Origin of the sequence: Zestosphaera sp., assembly GCA_038727705.1 — an archaeon.
GTDB lineage: Archaea > Thermoproteota > Thermoprotei_A > Sulfolobales > NBVN01 > Zestomicrobium.
Genome location: JAVYVJ010000001.1, coordinates 400,642 through 419,883 on the forward strand (window position 1 = coordinate 400,642; position 19,242 = coordinate 419,883).

Annotated in this window: 19 protein-coding genes; 15 read left to right on the plus strand and 4 right to left on the minus strand. The window is 50.2% G+C overall.

The features are described 5' to 3' along the window. Position 1: 1 nt before the first annotated feature. From QW772_02265 to ndk, 9 genes are all read left to right on the plus strand, one after another. Positions 2-763 carry an isopentenyl phosphate kinase gene (locus tag QW772_02265; protein MEM0037736.1) on the plus strand — a complete coding sequence of 254 codons (762 nt, stop codon included), beginning with the start codon at positions 2-4 and terminating at the stop codon, positions 761-763. After that, a complete protein-coding gene (fni, locus tag QW772_02270) occupies positions 754-1,836 on the plus strand; it encodes a type 2 isopentenyl-diphosphate Delta-isomerase (protein MEM0037737.1) in 1,083 nt (360 codons plus the stop codon). The genes QW772_02265 and fni overlap by 10 nt, the downstream gene beginning before the upstream one ends. A gap of 65 nt (positions 1,837-1,901) precedes the next feature. Beyond that, positions 1,902-2,909: a polyprenyl synthetase family protein gene (locus QW772_02275; GenBank protein ID MEM0037738.1), complete on the plus strand. Its 1,008-nt coding sequence runs from the start codon at positions 1,902-1,904 to the stop codon at positions 2,907-2,909. Positions 2,910-2,911: 2 nt separating this feature from the next. Continuing rightward, on the plus strand, positions 2,912-3,358 hold the full coding sequence (locus tag QW772_02280) for a DUF2118 domain-containing protein (GenBank protein ID MEM0037739.1): 447 nt from the start codon (positions 2,912-2,914) through the stop codon (positions 3,356-3,358). Then, positions 3,348-5,132, plus strand: coding sequence for a glutamate--tRNA ligase (locus tag QW772_02285; protein ID MEM0037740.1), 1,785 nt, complete (start codon positions 3,348-3,350; stop codon positions 5,130-5,132). The genes QW772_02280 and QW772_02285 overlap by 11 nt, the downstream gene beginning before the upstream one ends. A 193-nt stretch (positions 5,133-5,325) precedes the next feature. After that, the gene (rpl7ae, locus tag QW772_02290; GenBank protein ID MEM0037741.1) at positions 5,326-5,709 is read left to right on the plus strand and encodes a 50S ribosomal protein L7Ae; all 384 of its coding nucleotides are present in this window, start codon (positions 5,326-5,328) and stop codon (positions 5,707-5,709) included. Between the two features lie 119 nt (positions 5,710-5,828). Continuing rightward, the gene (locus QW772_02295; protein MEM0037742.1) at positions 5,829-6,092 is read left to right on the plus strand and encodes a 30S ribosomal protein S28e; all 264 of its coding nucleotides are present in this window, start codon (positions 5,829-5,831) and stop codon (positions 6,090-6,092) included. A 10-nt stretch (positions 6,093-6,102) separates the two neighbouring features. Beyond that, the gene (locus QW772_02300; GenBank protein ID MEM0037743.1) at positions 6,103-6,303 is read left to right on the plus strand and encodes a 50S ribosomal protein L24e; all 201 of its coding nucleotides are present in this window, start codon (positions 6,103-6,105) and stop codon (positions 6,301-6,303) included. Continuing rightward, on the plus strand, positions 6,303-6,719 hold the full coding sequence (ndk, locus tag QW772_02305; protein ID MEM0037744.1) for a nucleoside-diphosphate kinase: 417 nt from the start codon (positions 6,303-6,305) through the stop codon (positions 6,717-6,719). Before QW772_02300 ends, ndk begins: the two co-directional genes overlap by 1 nt. A gap of 23 nt (positions 6,720-6,742) precedes the next feature. Here the strand turns inward: ndk and infB are convergent, their stop codons facing one another. Beyond that, entirely contained in the window at positions 6,743-9,157 is a 2,415-nt protein-coding gene (gene infB, locus QW772_02310) for a translation initiation factor IF-2 (GenBank protein ID MEM0037745.1), read from the minus strand. Positions 9,158-9,205: 48 nt separating this feature from the next. Between infB and QW772_02315 the strand changes: the two genes are divergently transcribed. Then, on the plus strand, positions 9,206-9,328 hold the full coding sequence (locus QW772_02315; GenBank protein MEM0037746.1) for a hypothetical protein: 123 nt from the start codon (positions 9,206-9,208) through the stop codon (positions 9,326-9,328). On the opposite strand, the gene prf1 is transcribed toward QW772_02315, so the two are convergent. The 3 genes from prf1 to QW772_02330 all read right to left on the minus strand — a co-directional run bounded on the left by prf1 (position 9,320) and on the right by QW772_02330 (position 13,521). After that, a complete protein-coding gene (gene prf1 / locus QW772_02320; protein MEM0037747.1) occupies positions 9,320-10,387 on the minus strand; it encodes a peptide chain release factor aRF-1 in 1,068 nt (355 codons plus the stop codon). The two genes, QW772_02315 and prf1, sit on opposite strands and share 9 nt — an antisense overlap. A 110-nt stretch (positions 10,388-10,497) precedes the next feature. After that, positions 10,498-12,972: a GNAT family N-acetyltransferase gene (locus tag QW772_02325; GenBank protein MEM0037748.1), complete on the minus strand. Its 2,475-nt coding sequence runs from the start codon at positions 12,970-12,972 to the stop codon at positions 10,498-10,500. Between the two features lie 120 nt (positions 12,973-13,092). Next, on the minus strand, positions 13,093-13,521 hold the full coding sequence (locus QW772_02330) for a hypothetical protein (protein MEM0037749.1): 429 nt from the start codon (positions 13,519-13,521) through the stop codon (positions 13,093-13,095). Positions 13,522-13,566: 45 nt separating this feature from the next. Between QW772_02330 and QW772_02335 the strand changes: the two genes are divergently transcribed. The 5 genes from QW772_02335 (at position 13,567) to QW772_02355 (ending at position 19,096) form a co-directional block, all read left to right on the plus strand. Then, positions 13,567-13,848 carry an ArsR family transcriptional regulator gene (locus tag QW772_02335; protein MEM0037750.1) on the plus strand — a complete coding sequence of 94 codons (282 nt, stop codon included), beginning with the start codon at positions 13,567-13,569 and terminating at the stop codon, positions 13,846-13,848. An 85-nt stretch (positions 13,849-13,933) separates the two neighbouring features. Continuing rightward, on the plus strand, positions 13,934-14,257 hold the full coding sequence (locus tag QW772_02340) for a hypothetical protein (protein ID MEM0037751.1): 324 nt from the start codon (positions 13,934-13,936) through the stop codon (positions 14,255-14,257). Between the two features lie 37 nt (positions 14,258-14,294). After that, positions 14,295-16,241 (plus strand): arginine--tRNA ligase, encoded by a 1,947-nt coding sequence (locus QW772_02345; protein ID MEM0037752.1) that lies wholly within the window; start codon positions 14,295-14,297, stop codon positions 16,239-16,241. Positions 16,242-16,346: 105 nt separating this feature from the next. After that, positions 16,347-18,524: a CDC48 family AAA ATPase gene (locus QW772_02350; protein MEM0037753.1), complete on the plus strand. Its 2,178-nt coding sequence runs from the start codon at positions 16,347-16,349 to the stop codon at positions 18,522-18,524. Between the two features lie 323 nt (positions 18,525-18,847). Further along, a complete protein-coding gene (locus tag QW772_02355; protein ID MEM0037754.1) occupies positions 18,848-19,096 on the plus strand; it encodes a hypothetical protein in 249 nt (82 codons plus the stop codon). The last annotated feature ends 146 nt before the right edge of the window (positions 19,097-19,242 follow it).

Below are 19,242 nucleotides of genomic sequence, written 5' to 3' on the forward strand. Positions count from 1 at the left end.
CGTGGTCAAGCTCGGCGGTTCAGTCATCACTAGGAAGGATGAGCCATTCTCCATCCGCTTAGATACGGTGATCAGGCTGGCTGGCGAGGTGTCTGTCTTTAGGGCCTCCCACCAAGATTGTGGACTGGCTCTCGTGCATGGAGGGGGTTCCTTCGGTCATCCGGTAGTTGAGGAGTGTCTTAAGACTGCCGGCTGCATAGATCAAGAGTGTTTCTCTAGAACGTCGTTCTACATGGATCTGCTGAGTCATGCAGTCGCTGAAGCGCTATTGAGTTCACGCCTACCTGCGGTGAGGATTCCGCCCAGATCGGTGTGTGAGGGGGTTGAGTATGAGAGCTGCGACCTATGGATTGTGAGTAAGATGGTCGACGCTGGCGTCATACCACTCCTTTATGGTGACGTGGTTTTAAGTAGGGATGGCTTCAGAGTAATATCTGGTGACGATATTGTCTGGTACTTAGCAAAGTTCCTAGGTGTTGAGAAGGTCATTTTCGTCACTGACGTGAATGGGGTTTACGATAGAAACCCCAAGAAGTTCGGTAATGCTAGGGTGTTGAGCGGGATGCACGTTAATGAGGCGTTAAGAATTGCTGAGTTCTGGGGTGTTCATGACGTGACTGGCGGCATGTTGAGTAAACTCAGGAAGGTTTTGATGTTGGATCTCAACAATGTTGAGATCTACGTGATCAATGGTTTGATTCCCAACAACTTATTAAACGCCCTTGAGGGAAAGAAGGTAGTAGGGTCAGTGCTATGGGTTTAAGCGGCGAGAATCGTGCCAGAAAACTGGAGCACATAGATGTGGTCCTCAACAAGCATGTTGAAGGACCTGGCACGACGTGGTTTGAGTACGTGTTTCTGCTACATCACGCGGCATCGGAAGTGTCATTGAGCGATGTCGACGTCAGGACTCACTTCCTCGGCAGGGAGTTAAGGGCCCCTCTCCTAATTTCAGCCATGACAGGCGGGGCTCCGGGCACTGAAGAAATAAATCTTAAGCTCGCTGAGGTTGCCGAGAAGTTCGGTATAGGGTTAGGTCTTGGGAGTCAGAGAGCGGCTGTTGAGGATTCAAGACTTGAGTATACATACAGGGTGGTTAGGGAATATGCTAGAAGCGTTCCGGTCATAGGTAATATAGGGGCGTACGAGTTCATCAAATATGACTTGAGAACTATTGAAAAACTGGTTAGCATGGTCGAGGCTGATGCGCTGGCCGTTCACTTAAACCTAGCTCAAGAGATTGTGCAGCCTGAGGGTACCCCCAACTTCAGCAACTTGGTCAGAAAGGTTGAGTTAATTGTTAGGGAGCTCTCAATCCCTCTGGTAGTTAAGGAAGTTGGTCAGGGCCTCTCATACGAAGTCGTTAAGGATCTAAGCAATATCGGCGTTAGAATATTCGATGTCGCGGGTGCTGGAGGAACTAATTGGGTGGTCGTTGAGAAGCATAGGGCGCAGAGAAGGGGCGATAAACTCAAGGAGTTGATTGCTGGGAACCTGATCGATTGGGGGATACCGACAGCTGCCTCCATCATTGAGGCTCGGAGGGCGGCCCCTCACTCCACCGTGATAGGTTCGGGCGGCATTAGGACCTCAATCGATGCTGTAAAGGCTTTGAGAATAGGCGCTGACTTAGTGGGGATCGCGGCCCCCGTTCTTAGGTCCTACTTCGGTGGTTGCCTGGATGAGTATATAGGTGCCTTCATACACGGCATTAAGGCTGTTATAGCCCTGACGGGAAGCAGAAGTCTTGAGGAGTTGAGAAGTAGACCCGTGGTCATTACCTCAATGTTGAGGGAGTGGTTGATGAGCAGGGGGTTCGACGGGCGGGCTGAGTAGTTCAAACCTTTTAGGTGTGGAAACTTGTTTAAATTTTATGCCCGCACTATATCTGGGTATACTGGATGAGCAGGGACTTCAGTAGGTTGATGGGCTATGCGAGGTACGTGGCGTCAGAGGTGAACAAAATCATTGATGAGGTCGTCAGCGGCAAACCCTCGAAGCTCTATGACGCGTCTTCACATCTAATCAAGGCGGGCGGTAAGAGACTGAGGCCCTTGGCCCTCGTCTTAAGTGGTAGGATGTACGGGCTGAATGAAAAGCTGGGCTTCATAGCTGGGGCGTCTGTCGAGATACTTCATAACTTCACGCTAATTCACGACGATATAATGGATAAAGATCAGTTCCGCAGGGGAGTTCCAACGGTACACACAGTCTATGGAGAAGATACAGCAATACTTGCTGGTGATTTGCTGTTTGCTAAATCCTACGAGACCCTCTCGAAGCTCTCAGGCCTTGTGCCGAGCGACAGGTTGATCAACGCTTTTAAGGAACTCACGTGGGCTGCCGTAACCGTTGCTGAGGGCCAGGCGCTCGACATGGAGTTTGAGGGAAGGTGGGACGTTACGGTCGACGAGTATCTTGAGATGATCTACAAGAAGACCGCCGGGCTCTTTAAATCGAGTCTAGTCATAGGTGCGCTCCTGGCAGGAGCACCCAGTAGCGAGATCACATATCTCGAGGAATTTGCCAAGGGTGTCGGGATAGCGTTCCAGATCAGGGACGATGTCCTGGGATTAGTGGCGGACGAGGCTGTTTTAGGGAAGCCTGTCTACAGTGATTTGAGGGAGGGCAAGAAGACGGTCTTAGTCATTCATGCTTTAAGCCGGCTGAATCCCGGTGAGAAGGAGAGGTTGATGAGCGTCCTGGGTAAGAGGGATGTGAAGATTGGGGAGTTAAAGGAGGTTGCTGACCTAATTAGGTCAACCGGTGCCATAGAGTTTGCTGAGGGCTTGGCCGACACGTACCTTATGAAGGGGTTAGACTACCTAAGCAGGACGCAGCCAGTGGATCATGAGGCTAAGGATCTCCTGAAGGATTTAGCTCTCTACGTTACTGAGAGGAATTACTAAGGATGAGGTTGAGAGGGTCTCGAAAATCTGGCGAGGTCGTCGGCGGCTTGGGGAGATCCTCCGATCCCTATAAGCAACCTGATTGCCATGTTAAGGTAGGAGATACGTTGAAGAGGGTTCAGTGTTATGAGTTGGTAGAGTTTATGATGAGACCGGAGGGGAGGCCTGATTTTACTGTATGTGGCCCCTCCGGTGAATGCGTTAGTGTAAGTGTTGAGGACAGGTTGAGAGTGATCGAGATCAGCGGTAGTGAAGTAATGGTGGATGTTGAGGAGGGTATGTGTGTGAAACTCGGCGGAAGGTTAGGGTCTATAATAACTGGTAAAGGGGAGGTCCGGAGCGTTAGATCCGACGTAAGTGGAGTGGTAGTCCTAGTCCATGAGGTACCGGTGTCTAGGCCTTCCACAACTCTCGTGTTTATTAAGGTAGGTGATTGTGTTGAGCGATAGGACTGAACTGCCTCCGGACATCCAAAGGTTGGTCAGGGGGTTAGCCCTCAAGAACGCTTACGAGCATGGTGGAAAGGCTGTAGAGGGCCCTGTGATGAGTGCAGTCCTCGGGGAGCATCCTGAATTAAGGCCGTTTGCCAGGAGCCTGGCTAAGTTCATCTCGCAGGTCGTTAAGGAGGTCAACGCGCTACATCCGAGTGAGCAGGAAAGGCTGCTGTTGAGCGAGTTCCCTGAACTCCTTGAGCAGAGGAGGGAGAAAGGGGGGAAGAAAGGGCTACCACCGCTTCCGAACGTTGAGTCATACAGACTCGTCAAGACTAGGTTCGCACCAAACCCTGACTTCTACATTCACTTAGGAAATGTGAGGCCTGCGCTCCTAAGCTACGAATACGCTAAGATGTACAAGGGCGTGATGATACTGAGGTTTGAAGACACGGATCCGAGGATAAAGACGCCTTTACCTGAGGCCTACCAGCAGATCAAAGAAGATCTAAGGTGGTTGGGCATTGAGTGGGGTGAGGAGTACATACAGTCCTTGAGAATGAACACATACTATAGGGTCGCTGAGGAATTGCTACGCAAGGGAGTTGCGTACGTCGATCTGTGCAGTCAGGAAGTGTTTAGGGGGTTTAAGTTGAAGCGTGCGGCATGCCCGCACAGGAACTTGAGTCCTGAGGCCAATCTTGAGCTTTTCGACAAAATGAGGTCCGGCTATTTTGGAGAGGGGGATGCGGTGGTGAGGATTAAGACCGACCTGAACCACCCGGACCTCTCCGTGGTTGATTGGGTTGCCTTCAGAGTGATTGACACTGATTCCCACCCTCATCCTATAGTAGGCTCCAAGTATGTTGTATGGCCGACATACAATTTTGCTGCGGGGGTTGACGATCACCTGATGGGTGTTACACACATACTCAGGGGCAGAGAGCATTCACTGAACACCGTTAAGCAGAGATACCTGTATCAGCATTTAGGCTGGGTCTACCCTGAGGTGCTTAACCTGGGCAGGCTCAATCTGGAGGGTCTCATACTTAGTAAGTCAAGAATAAAGGAGTTGATCGCGGGCAAGCCAGGCGAGTTCAGCGGTCCCTCAGACATAAGGTTCGGCACCGTTTCCTCCTTAAGGAACAGAGGTATTGAACCACAGACCATACGTGAGGTCATTATGGAGGTAGGAGTTAAGTTAAGTGACGCGTCTATTAACTGGGAAAACATAGCGGCATTAAACAGGAAGATCATAGATAAAAAGTCTAAGAGGTTCATGAGCGTCTCCAACCCGGTTGAGCTACGCATATTAAAGTACTCAGGCCCTGCTAGGGTGGTGCTTCCCAACCATCCCGAGAACCCCTCCCTCGGAAGTAGGGAGGTATTGCTGGACCTCTCTGAGGACGGGTTATCCGTATACATAGATCGTAACGACTTGGGCGAGATAGTGAGTGCTGGAGCGTTTAGATTGATGGAGCTCTGCAATACTAGGGTGCTTAAGGTTGAGGGGGATGTGGTGTTAGGCGAGTTCATCGGCAATGACCTAAAACAAGCCAAGGAAATGAGACTACCTATAGTTCAGTGGGTTCCGGTAAGGAATAGTATAAAGTTAAATGTCTTAGTTCCAAAGGGACTGGAGTTGCAGATCATCAGCGGCTTAAGCGAGCCGGCAGTACGTGACTTAAACCCTGGTGAGAAAGTACAGTTGGTTAGGTTCGGATTCGTTAGGATATTAAGAACCGCGCGCGACGAAGAGACGGCCGTTGAGGCCGTATACATGCATGATTAAGTTCTGGAATCCCCTAGCACTCCCGAGGAATTAGAGCTCCAGGGGATCAATGCTCTCCTCTGTCTGCTCGAGCTTACCACCGAGGCAAATCCATAGCCATTCCACCCTATTGTAAGCTGTGGGGCTTTCCGGTTGTAAAGCTTAAAAGTTCCATATGTGTATAGTGTCTGGTACGACGACTGAGGGGATGAGGATGAGTAAGGCCGTACATATAAAGTTTAAGACACCGCCTGAGGTGGCTGAGAAAGCCTATGAGGCGGTTAAGAAGGCTAGAGAGACCGAGGGTAAGGTTAGGAGAGGGGCTAACGAGACGACCAAGGCCATTGAGAGAGGCATAGCTAAACTAGTGGTTATAGCTGAGGATGTGGAGCCTCCTGAGGTTGTCATGCACCTCCCGTTACTCTGCGAGGAGAAGAAAGTCCCGTACGTGTATGTGCCTAGTAAGAAAAGGTTGGGCGAGTCTGCGGGGCTGCAGGTGGGTGCGGCAGCAGTGGCGGTGGTCGAGCCTGGACAGGCTAAGGAAGTAATAGAGGAGCTTGCCAGAGCTTATCAAGAGCTGAAGTCCAAGGGAGCTTAATAGGGAACCTGAATCCACAACTTTTTGTAGAGTTAACGCTCTGAAACAGACGTTAGTTGGGGACCTAACACCTGAAACACTTATAAACGTATTTCAAGTCATGTTTAAGGTGCTGAGGAGTGAGCGAGGAAGGCAAGAAGGTGGATATCACGCAACAGCTCACGGACGTGATCGAGGAGTTCGGTTTCCCTGCAGAGGTTCTCCAGATAATTGGTCGCACGGGCGTTACCGGGGAGATCACGCAAGTTAGAGTCAGGGTTCTTGAGGGCAGGGACAAGGGCAGAATCTTAACCAGGAATGTTAAAGGACCGGTACGTGTTGGCGACATAGTAATTCTGAGAGAAACTGAGAGAGAGGCGAGGAAGCTTACCGCTAGAAGGTAGGTGATGCTCGGTGGTTCGCGTCGACAAGTGTTCATTCTGTGGTAGTGAGGTACGTCCAGGCACTGGCTTAACGCTGGTCAAAAACGACGGCACGCTCCTCCACTTCTGCTCCAGCAAGTGTTTCAAGAACTACAAGCTGGGGAGAGATGCCAAGAGAACCCCCTGGTCTAAGTACTTCCTAGGTAGGAAGGGCAGGGGTTCGGCGACTTGATGGAGAGGACATTACTCATAGTGAAGCCTGACGGGGTTAAGAGAGGTCTCATCGGTGAAGTCATAAAGAGGGTTGAGAACAAGGGCCTAAGAATAACGCGTATGAGGATGATATACCCAACCATAGAGTGTATTGAGAAACTCTATGACATACATAAAGGGAAGCCATTCTATGAGGACCTGGTCAAGTTCATGTTATCGGGTTCCATAGTCGCCATGGTCATAGAGGGTGATGAGGCCGTGAAGGTGGTGAGAAGACTAATAGGCGACACGGATGGTAGGGAGGCTGCGCCAGGCACTATAAGAGGGGATTACTCGCTTTCCGTTAGGGAGAATATAGTTCACGCTGCGGACTCGGCCGACAGGGCTAAGTATGAAATCGAGCTCGTTTTCTCTGGATCGTGCGGGTATTTCTGAGTTTTCGCGCGTTGAATCCCTTCCTAAATCCCCCTTAATTTCATGAGTACGCTTAAGCCGAACCTCCTGTCTTCATTCTGCTTTATCTTTATGATTTCTTTTATCAGGTCGACCGTTTCTTTCGTGACTTCATTTTTAAAGTCAGTTATGAAGGTGATTAGATCGTCCTCTGTTGGGTCTGTGTAGATTACGTCACCTTCGTCCAAGTGTCTCCCCACCAATACGTCGCCTTCGATTGATATCGCCACTTCAGCGCCTGAACGGGCCTCGTGGAGTGTCTTACCCTTAAGCTGTATCTGATGTATCTTCCCTAACGGTTTACCGTCTGCTCTCATGATCCTGTAACCAGGTCTTATAGTGCCTCCTAATACCTTAACCCCTACTATGGCTGGGTTGCTCCTTCGGAAGACGTAACCGGGAAGTACTTGAAACTTCGCTGGGAAGACTACCTCTAGGGCTTTCCTGTAAGACTCCTTAGCCTTCTCCTCCGCGACCCAGTCCTCGTACTCCTCTATGAGTTTGTAGATGATATTCCCCTTGAATATCTTCACACCCTCACTAACTGCCAACTCCTCTATGTCAGGAGGGGCTTTCACGTTAAATAGTAGTACAACCCCCAGGTATCTGTTCTCCTTGGCAACTATTGAAGCTTCAATGACCTCCCTCCTGGTTAGGGGTCCTACGTCAGCTAATCTAACCGGGACCCCTCTGTTCTCAAGCATGGAGACCACCGCCTCTAAAGTCCCCAGAGTATCTGCTTTAACGACGACCCCCACCACATTCTTCGTAAACCTAACCTGCATTAACTCTTCCGCTATCCTCTTCCTATATTCCTCAACCTCCCCCTCGTTTTCCGCAACATGCAGTGGAGCGCCGGCCAACACCTTATCGATTTCGGGCGCGCTGATCCTGACGCCCGCTGCCGCCACCACCTCCTCTATGTTGGTGAAACCTGACTCACCGGCAATACGCATTTCCTCCAAAGGCCTAGGCATTAGGAGTGCCCTGACCTTAGTGACGATAGGGCCCTCATACCCTCCGACGACCACCGTATCCCCCCTTCTCAGAATACCGTCGTATATGATTGCATCAGCGCAGTGACCCAAGCCCAAGATCTCCTTGACCTCGAGCACAACACCCTTGGCCGGGCCTGAGGTGAACATTATTCTGTGGGTTAAGAATCTCTGTATTATTCCAGCCAGCACCGCCAGAAGCTCTGCAATCCCTTCCCCGCTCTTAGCAGAGATTGGTACTATAGCTATTGATTTTCTAAAGTCTTTTATCCTATCATACCTTTCTGAAGGTATGTTAACCTGCGATAATTGACCAACTAACGTGTAGATACGCTTGTCCAACTCCTCAAGCGCTTGCGCACTCTGCCCCTTCAGACTTAGTGTGAGCGGCAGGTCGGGATGACTCCTCCACCCGGGAATCTTATCTATCTTGTTAGCAGCTATTACGAAGGGCACCTTCCTACTCATGAGGATCTCGACGGATTCCATCGTCTGCTTCTTAACCCCCTCCATTACATCCACGACCAATATCGCGAAGTCCGCCACACTACCTCCACGCCTTCTCAGGTTGGAGAAGGCTTCATGGCCCGGTGTGTCTATGAATAGAAGGCCTGGTATAGTTAGTTTTATTGGGAAAACATGTTTGAGCGGTGCTATGACCTTTTCTATAACTGAGGCAGGGACCAGGCTGGCGCCTACGTGTTGCGTCATCTCGCCGGGTTCCTTGCTAACTACGGCAGTGCCTCTAATCTTATCTAAGAGCGTTGTGTTGTGGACCACTATGTTGTTAGCTATGAAGGACTGTGTCCCGGGGACGGAGAGGTCGTATAGATATCCCTCGTACTCATTCACATCAATCTTAATTACTTCCTCGAACCTAACCTCTCCACGACTCGCGTAATTCACTTCGGAACGCGCCGGGTTTCGCCTGTCTTGAACTGTTGACGATAATGAAACTTTTTCAACTCCGTTCGCGTGGTTGTAGCTGCGCTCATGAATATTAAAATCGCCAATGCCTGCGTTCGATGAAAGCTCAGCGATTAGATCCTTCATCTCAAGCTGATCCGCTCTAACCCATCCACGACTGGTCAGGAACGGATGTTCCGGCGTGACTCTGACGTAGCTCCCACTCCTTAACACGACTTTATAGATAGGTCCCCTATAACTAATTCTCCAAACGCTCTCAGCGACAGCGGTTTTGAGGCTACCATCAGGGCTTAAGGTCAGCACGGGAATTTTCTTAATGAAGACTTCATAATCACCGCTTCTGAAATCCGGCTTCAGACCCTTAATCAACTTAGGGAGCTTAAGACCCTCTCCATTCGGGGTGAGGACGGTTTCATCTGGGTGGATGCATTTGCCGTGATCCACGTGACCTAAAACAACCACGATCGGGGATCTCAGCTTCTTAGCTTCACCGCACATCATCACTACCTAACCAATATAGGCCCTTGAAACTTATTAAGAAGTGTATTGGGCTTCAAATCACTCAAGCGTGTTGTGGCGACTCTGACGGTGGTTCAGGCTTTGTCCTTCACGGCGGTGAGGAAGGCGGTCGAGGGCGGCTATCTGGTCCCTCATCCAGGCTCAGCCTAGCTGATACCTAAGAACAGCCACGAGTCCGTTGAATGTTTTCTTGAGCCAGTCGTACTCAGGCACTTCCTTATTTATCACAAATACCTCCACACCCCTTTCTTCAACCAGCTTGAGGATTTCGTCTATTTTTTCGTAGTCTTCAGTCACTATTAGGTATTTAACGGCGCCCAGGTTTAGGGCCTCTGCAACTTCCTTCTCACCATATGTGGCTAGGCCGTCGTCCTTTGCTAGATGGGTTTTGAATTCTTCGATAGCGTCAAAGGTTCTTACGTAGGTGTGTTGCTTCAGAAGCTCCCGTGCCCTGACTACCAGCTCCTTCAGGCCCGGTATGCTCTGGGAGCTCACGTCCATCAGCTCTGGCATTATCAACTGCTTTAACCTGTAGTCTATCGCATCAGACTTGATGAAGTCCAGCTTCATATACCCCGGGCCGCCTACTATGATGCCTTTGAGCTTGCCTTGCTCCAGGTATGGGAGTAGGTAGCTGTTGAGTTTCTCAGCCACGCTCTTGAAGAACTCCTCAGTAAGCTCCTCAATAACTCTGTCGAATCGTCGTTGCGACCAACCGCCTTTCGAGTGCTTACCCGGTATATAACCTTCCAGCTCGTCCAGCAAGATTATCCTGTCCCCCTTGAGAAGTCCTATAGTGGCTTCATCCCTCTCTATTATCACGAGTCCGTATACCTCTGACTCCTCCACCAGATCCTCAAGAAATTCCACGTGGAAGAACTTGTCAGTTCTGTAGAAGAAAATGCTTATTGGCTCTGGAGGCTCCAACATAAGCGTTATCGTCTCCTCAGTTTTGTCGTTAACGCCAGAAAACAGTACAAGCCCGTTAGGCGGTACCTTAGGGATCTTCATGAGCCTGTCTATAGCGGATTCAAGAGCCGTCTGGACCTTCGATCTAGTGGCTTTTAACTTAATGTTCTCAGTTATGGATAGCTCCTGCCTTAAAGTGTTGATGACGTCGGCCACAGGCCTTCCGGGCGGAATGTAGAGGCTAAGCAAAGTCGTGGCATGCGCGCTCCAAGTCTTAAGCGTCTTGATGATCCTCTTCAACTCCTCCCTAGAGACTCTATACTCACTAAATACGGATTCACCCTAAATAGTATAGGGAGTCGCCCCCTAAAAGCTATACGGCCAACCAGGGTTCGGGGGAGGGTTGATGTTCAGTCTTTACTGGTGGAGGCTACATCCTCGGTGCCTGAGGATCCATTATTATTAGCCCCCCTCTCAAGTAGCTTACCTACAGCCCTCCTCAGCGTTGAGGCCGACTTAGCTATTGAGCAGCCCAGTTCACGGGATATCTCTTCCCATGAAAGGCCCTTAAGGCACCTGGATATGCAGATACACCCCTCTAAGGGGGTCAGCATTCTTAGTCTACCTTCTAGGGCGGACTTAATTACCGCGATGTTTACTGCATCAGCAACGGATTCGTAAGTCATCAACCCCTCCAGGTATAGTTTCACCCTCTCCTCCTGAGATGTTGTGGGTGCAATTCGTTTGGAGACTTCGATGAGTTTCGGGCCAGACGTCAGTATCAGGTACAGAACATCGCTCTCTAGGTCTCGATAGACTGAGTATAGGCTACCGACAAGCTTAATCAGGAAATCCTTAGAGCACTCCTCTATTAATGACTCCCACTCACTATTTAGAGGTCTGACCACCAGCGCTGTGTACTCACCGCTTACGGGATTCCTGTCGGGCGACAGGTGTAGTAGTTTGAAGCCGTTCATCACCCAAAAGTTAAGCAGTTCCATGCTTAAGCCGAAGCCTGCCCCCACCCATGAATATCCTCTAGATATTGCCTCCTCAACTAATTTGCTTAGAAGGTAGGACCCTATGCCTAGACCCTGAGCATCTATGTGTACTGCAATCCTGACTATCCTCCAGCCAACGCCTCTGCCAAGCTCTCTGAGTCTAAAGTACTTCAGGAGCCTGTCTGGGATTATGTTGCCAGGTATCTTACCGCCGGCGAGCAACTCGTCAATTAGTTCGTCTGTAAGACCTCCCTCCTCAGCCAGCTGGGCTGCGCCAACGATCTTACCAGAGGATCTAAGTCTGACGGCCCTCATGCTGTGATGGGGGGCGTCGGCTAGCCTACCTAGGTCATCAGGCTCGTTCCTGTAGTGGGCTAGAACATATATCCCAAAGAGGCTACGGAGTTCCTTCTCCCCCTCGGGAGAGAAGAGGTATTCAGGATCGTAGACAACGTACTCGAAATTGCCCTCTCTAATATTCCTTAAGTCATCTTCAGTGAGCTCATCCGGCTCAGCGTCCAGCATTAAAGAGTCGAACTGGAACCTCTCCACCGGGTCACTGATTGAGTATCTAATGGGCTCCTTCATTTCGTAGATCACCAGCTTCGTCTTAGGGTCTTCCTTCAGTCTTTTGAGGAACCTGACTGAAAAACCTCTTCCAGCGCCCTCATATCCGTGTATAGTTGTGGCGTAAATAGTTCTGTTGAACCTCCTCCATATTGCGTGAAGCAGGGGCACGGGTAATCCCGCAGCCTCATCAACCACCGCAATATCAGCCCTTAAATTAATCATTGTGTAGGGCTCCCAGTACTCCACGCTAAATCTCTCGCCCTTCAACTCTATGACGTCGCCCTCCCTAACCACCTTCTTAAATTCGAGGCCAAGGTTGGTGAGGGCTTCCCCTGCTAATGACATCAAGGACTGGATGGATGAGGGTTCACTGGCTGTGACGGCTACCCTGACCCTGTTCTTGAACTTCATCAACTCTTTAATTAACCCGGCTAAAGCTATCCCGACGGCCGATGATTTGCCCCTACCCCTGTCGGAGTTGATCACCAGGGCCACGTGTTTGGAGCCCGGCTTAGGAACTAGATTGTCTTCGACGAGCTTTATCACGTTGACCTGATCCTGGGTCAACGCGAGCTCGTAGATCTTCCTGGGAAACACTGTATCGTTGGGTATTGCTATGGGTTTGGCCTCCTTAGGGCGGGCCTTCTCGACGTACCCGGATTTAACTAACTTCCCCGTGTCGGCGTCGATGATGTGAATTCCTTCATGACTCATTAACTTCCTGACGAAGTACCCTATGAAGACATTCCGGTGCTTAGGGTGTCTGGGCGTTACTAAATTACTCCTGAACACCGTTGTACTGGTTTCCCAGGTCCTGAAGGTGGGCGTCCACAAAATCAGGAGGCCGCCGCCCCTCACAGTGCCGAGGAACCTCCCGACATCATTCGGTTTCAAATCGTTCGTGAGATCCAGGATTAGAATATCCTGAGTCGTTCCAAGATACTTCTTGCTAGCCTCATATACCGTCTGTTCCAGTGTTATTGCATGCGTGTCGAGGAGCTTCTTGCTGGAGATCAGGTCCTTTATTATGGAGGCTCTCATGCGCGCGTCCGGGAATTCGTCGTGGAATACGTGAATAACGTTCAGCTTCACGCTGCCCAGCAGCTTTCTGACCTTCCTTATGTAACGCCGCACTATGTCCACAGTGACTCCGGCTACTTTGACCGGGTCTGAGCCGCACAATACTATCATTCGACGTTCGTTACTCACCCAGGCGTTCTTGACGTCCTCGGAAAAAATCTTAAGGAATTCTGTATAGCCCTCTGCCGTGAGTACGTCCTTTACCCTCTCCCTGAGCTCCCTGAACCTCAGCAGTCCTCACCATACTAGATACATGTAGGCGTATCCTTAATTTTATTCGGCTTGACGAGCAACCCGCGTTGGATTCCCCGATCAGGGGTTCTACACCGTTGCAGCGGCATTGCGTGGTGGGCGTTAACTGCGCTTGTGTGCTAAAGCCAGCTCTATCTTCCTGTAGGGGCACGCACTCCAGCCCTTCTCACATTCCATTACTTCGAACTTGGTTAGGTACCTTCCGAGGATGACACACCCCGCCAGGTAGTGACTCTCATGATTCTCGACCTCGAAGAACTCACAGTTGGATTCGGGGATCTCGCTTAACGCGTGTATCATGAAGAGCGACTTGCCGAACTTAGCCACAGAGGACATGGTAGGCCCGGCTCTGGGAATTCTCTTTTCTGAGAAGTATCTACATCCCGCATATTCGTTGTGACCTCCAAGGCACAGTACAAGCGATACTGGATCGCTAGACGGGTGCTCGAGTTTGGGCGATGTGCACATTCCGTCTTTATACCAGGGGCATGACATGCGGTAGATTACCTCAACATGTTTAGATTGTCTCACATGTTTAAAAGCTATGAAATATTGAGTTAAGTGTGGTGGATAACGGTGAAGTCTGACAAGGAAAACGACATGAACAGAAAGCTTGGTCTCAAGATAGTTTACGAGGATTCAGACATAGTTGTTTTTAGAGCGCCTAACGAGGATCAGCTGCTTGAGATTCTTAAAAACCTACTTAGAGAACGTCCGATGAGTGTCAAAGAGCTTCATGCTTACCTTTCAGGGCTTGCCAGTGAGGATAAAATCAGGAAGGCGTTAATCAGGTTAGTTAACGATGGTAAGGCGTATGTCATGAACGATGGGAGGTTCGTCATAGCCGGGCTGGAGTAGGTTATTTAATAGTCGCATCGTCCTCATATCATCGTCATACATGGTTATATATTTTCTAGTCGACTTGATTATCGGGGTCAAGCTTATGGATTTGAAGGGCGAGAGGGACGATATAGGCTCAACAACTGTTTCGATAAGGTCTGAGAAGGAAGACCCTAAGAAGAGATGGGTTGACAAGATGATCAGATCTGCTAAGAAGTACCATAAGATATGCCCCTACTACGATAAGAAAACAGCTAATTGCTTTATTAAGCAATTGAAGGGTGTGAAGATATCTCGATGCGACCGTGACGGTAAGTTCGACGGATGTTCCATCTTCGTCACCCATCTGGAGGAGAGGTATGACCGGTACGTCTCCTTAGGAGAATTCCTCCCGGTCGACTTCAGAGACATAACTTCTATTTTTTAAGCATGCGACTATCTGGTGTTTAGATGGGGTAGTGTAGTTGGGACTGAGTAATCCTTACGCGTACTTGAGGCGCTCCATCATCACGACCGTCGGTAATGTACTTAAGGATCGCTGTATTTCCGCAGAGCTTAATGCGGTACTTGAGGATCTTGTTGAGGAGCCTCCTAGGAGGGAGTTTGGCGATCTAAGCATACATGCCACCAGGATCTCAAGGATGTGTGACATCCCGTTGGAGGAGTTACTCTCCTCGCTGACGGAGTCGCTTAGAGGGTTGGAGCTAGTTAGCCGTGTTGATGTTGTGGGCAACTACGTCAATGTGTTCATAGACTATTCTAAATTCGGTGCTCTGGTCCTCAATTCGATCATTGAGCTGGGGGCGAGGTTTGGAATTCCTGGGGACCACGTGAAAGAAAGGGTCATCGTGGAGTACATATCAGCGAATCCGGTGCATCCGTTGCACGTTGGTTCAGGCAGGAACGCAGTGCTCGGCGACTTTCTATACAGGCTTCACAAATTCGTGGGCGATGAGGTTCAGAGGAGGTACTACGTGAATGATGTAGGGCTTCAGTCGGCATACCTGGCGTACGGATATTACAAGCTAGGTCGTCCAAACATCCCATCACATATGAAGCCGGACCACTACCTTGGGTTAGTGTACGCGGCGACGACCACCATAGTGGATATCGTGAGGCTTAAGAAGTCGTTGGGAAATGCTGAGGTCTCAGGGGATTCACTCAGAGCGAATGAGATCAGGAGTGAGATAGACTCGCTTATGGCCGACTTAGCGAGGATCGCGGACGTAATACCCCGTGAGGTCAGCCTGCTGTCCGAGGAGATCGCTAGGGACGAGGACCCTGAATCTAAGGTCATGGAGTTACTTAGAGGTTATGAGGGAGGCGAAGCTGAATACATGTTCGTTAGGGAGGTGTGTGAGAAAGTTCTCGACGGGATTAGGGAGACGCTCAATAAGCTGAACGTAGGCATAGATGTGTGGGATTGGGAGAGCGATTTAGTCTGGAGTAGCGAGGTGGAGAAGGTAATTGAGAGGGCTCTCAGTAGCAGGTACTACGGCCTTCACAAGAACGCACCGGCGCTCTTCTTTGAGGAGTTAGTTAAGGATGAGTCGTTGAGGAAGCGTCTGAGAATACCTAAATCGCTTGAAGTGCCGCCTTTAATACTTAGGAGGAGTGACGGGACAACCCTATACACCACCAGGGATATCGCGTACTCCCTGAGGAAGTTCAGGGAGTTCTCGGCTGATAAGGTGATTAACGTGATAGCTATAGAGCAGACGCTCAGTCAAGCGCAGCTGAGACTAGCACTGCATGCATTAGGCTTCGAGAGGGAGGCTGAGAATCTGATTCACTACTCATACGAGATGGTCAACTTACCGGGGATCTCTATGTCGGGGAGGAGGGGGAGGTACGTGACTGTGGACGAGCTCGTTGAGAGGCTGGTCGATATGGTTAGGAGGGTTATGAACGAGAGAGGTGTTGAGGTCTCTGATGAGCAGGCTCTTAAGATGGCTAGATCCGCTGTTAAGTACATGATCCTGTCTGTGTCCCCGTCCAAGACCCTGATTGTAGACTTACGAAGGGCCCTCGACTTGAAGCAGAATTCAGGACCTTACATACAGTACACATACGTTAGAGCTAAATCAGTGTTAGAGAAGGTTGGGGGGTTCTCAGGAGGAGTTCCAGACTGTGCAGGAGCTGGTAGGGAGCCCATCAAAACCCTACTCCTTGAGTTAAGCAAGTTCCCTGAACTCGTCGCCAAGGTTTTAGCTAGCGGTCAGCCTGAAGATCTAGTGACCTACGCCAATAATTTAGCAACCCTCTTCAACAAATTCTATGAGTCGGAGCCTATATCTAGGGAGGTGGATGAAGGCCTCAGGGCTCTAAAGATCGCGGTGACTTACGGCACGTTGGTCGTGTTACGCAACTTCATGGAGATATGTGGAATAGACGTCCTTGACAAGATCTAAGCCAAGGTGGAAGTTGTTTAGGGGTTTGTCAAGCCCTACGCAGGCGGGCTGTATTATGATTACTTATTAATATCTTGAAGAGATAATTGTCTACGGGGATAGGTAATGGTTGGTAATGATGCTGTAGAGCTGCGGGTTGAGACTGCAGGTGCTAAGGATGTCGGGCGTAAGATCGGCAGACTCCCGAGGAGGGTCATGAACGCCCTCGAGGTGTCTTCCGGCGACTACATAGAGGTGGAGTCCGACAAGGGCTCCGCAGTGCTTCAGGTTCTCCCTTCGATAAGGGATGAGGATGACTACATCATAAGGATAGATGGTTACACGCGTGAGGCGCTGGGGGTTGGTGTGGGCGATATGGTCCGCGTGAGAAGAATCAGCGTCGTTAAGGGTTCTAAGGTGGTGCTCGCTCCCACGATACCGATGAGGTGGGACAGAGGATTCATTGACTACGTTAAGGAGCAACTGCTTTACAAGCCAGTCAAGAGGGGGGAGGTCGTCTTCATAACGTATTACTTCCTACCTGAACCCATAAAGTTCGTTGTCATAGCCACGCAGCCACAGCAAGTTGTCTACATTGACGCGGATACGTATCTGGAGCTGAGGGAGGAGCCCGTTAAGGAGGAGGCCGTCAGGAGGGCTGTGCCGAGGATCACTTGGGAGGACATAGGTGACCTGGAGGAGGTTAAGGAGCGGATCAGGGAGATAGTTGAGCTACCTATGAGACATCCAGAGCTCTTCAAGCACTTGGGCATAGAGCCTCCTAAAGGAGTCTTACTCCACGGCCCGCCAGGTGTTGGGAAGACTTTGCTGGCGAAGGCTCTGGCAAACGAGATAGGGGCTTACTTCATAGTTATCAACGGTCCTGAGATTATGAGTAAGTATTATGGTGAGTCTGAGCAGAGGTTGAGGGAGATTTTCGAGGAGGCCAGAAAGAACGCGCCAGCAATAATATTCATAGACGAAATAGACTCAATAGCACCAAAAAGAGAAGAAGTAATAGGAGAAGTAGAAAAAAGAGTAGTAGCACAACTACTAACACTAATGGACGGGCTTCAGGAGAGGGGTAAGATAGTAGTTATAGGGGCTACGAACAGGATAGACGCAGTCGACCCAGCCCTGAGAAGGCCGGGAAGATTCGACAGGGAAATAGAGATACCGCCCCCGGACAAGAGAGCTAGGAAGGCCATTCTAGAGGTCCACACTAGGAACGTGCCTCTAGCGGAGGACATCAACCTGGATGAGTTGGCCAGTATAACGCATGGTTTCACGGGGGCTGATCTAGCGGCGTTAGTTAAGGAGGCAGCGATGTCCGCTTTAAGACGCTTCATGAGAAGTGAGCAGGTAGATCTAAACAAGCCAATACCGCCGGAGATCCTCAAGAAGTTGGTGGTGATGAAGGGGGACTTCATGGAAGCGTTGAAGATAGTTCACCCCTCATTACTGCGGGAGGTCTTCGTCGAGGTCCCTGAGGTCAGGTGGTCCGACATAGGTGGTCTGGAGGACGTGAAGCAACAGCTTCAGGAGGCTGTTGAGTGGCCTCTCAAGGCCCCGCAGGTCTTTGAGAACATGGGTGTAAGACCTCCTAGGGGTATTCTTCTTTATGGTCCTCCTGGTTGTGGTAAGACCCTCCTAGCTAAGGCCGTGGCGACGGAATCAGGAGCAAACTTCATAGCAATAAAAGGACCAGAAATACTAAGCAAATGGGTAGGAGAATCAGAAAAAGCAATAAGAGAAATATTCAGAAGAGCAAGACAAGTAGCACCAGCAATAATATTCTTCGACGAAATAGACTCAATAGCCCCCGCTAGAGGCTTCAGAGGGGGGGATTCAGGAGTCACCGACAGGATAGTTAACCAGCTCCTCGCTGAGATGGACGGCATACAGACTCTTAAGAACGTGGTGGTTATTGCAGCGACGAATCGCGCGGACATACTAGATCCAGCCTTACTACGTCCAGGGAGGTTCGACAGGATAATATTTGTCCCGCCCCCGGACAAGCGGAGTAGGTTGCAGATACTTAAGGTCCACATTAGGAAAGTCCCCCTAGCAGAAGATGTGGAGTTGGAGAAGTTAGCCGAGATGACGGAAGGGTTCTCAGGCGCCGATTTAGAGGCGCTGGTTAGGGAGGCGGTCATGTTGGCTCTGCGGGAAAAGTTTGAGCCAAGACCTATAAGCATGAGGTACTTCCTCCAAGCATTGAAGACTATTAAACCATCCTTGACTAGAGACATGCTCGAATCATACCAGAGAACCTATGAAACCTTGAAGAAAATGGTCATTTAGCCTGCGATTAGCAAAACCTCTCCGCACTAGCGGTCCTCCCGGGCTTCTGTGTGTTGACTCGCTGTGACCCTGAGTCTGCCTCTCTTCAAGAAAGCTCGGCACCATCCACATCACCTGTTTTAGCTAGTTGGGGCCGTAAATCCTTGGACGGGAGCATGTCGGAATCTAAGAAAAGCTCAACAGACATCGAACTTCGAGGTGATCGAGACCTGCCCCTGCTTTAAGGGATAAAGGCCTCTCTGAGCGTGTTGGGCACTCACCATCGTGGGCTCATCTTTTTAAGAATCCGTGATTCCTAGGCGTTGTTCGGGGTGTTGGGTTAAGTGAAGCGGTTGGTGGTCTTCCTTGGGTATGACGAGAGGAGCAATGCGGTCTTTAAGAAGGTTTCTCAGATTAAGCATTTATTCGACGATGTGAGCATTGTGCACGTGCCTGAGATAGATTCCAACGCCTTGCAACTAATCTCATTGCCTTCCGTGAAGATAGAGACCGACGACTTTCTGTTCAGCAATGATGAACTCATAGTCAGTAGAGACGTTGACAGGCTCTTTGTGGATATGCTGATTAAGTAATGCGGTTATCGATGCCCATTAACTAGGTTGTCCCGGTTTCTTCGGCCACGTTGGCTACCGTGGTCCCGGGTTCATCCTGCCTGCGGCTCCAGAGCCTTCGGCGGGGAGTGGTTCACAGAGCCTCGTCCCTCGCCAACGGCTCACCA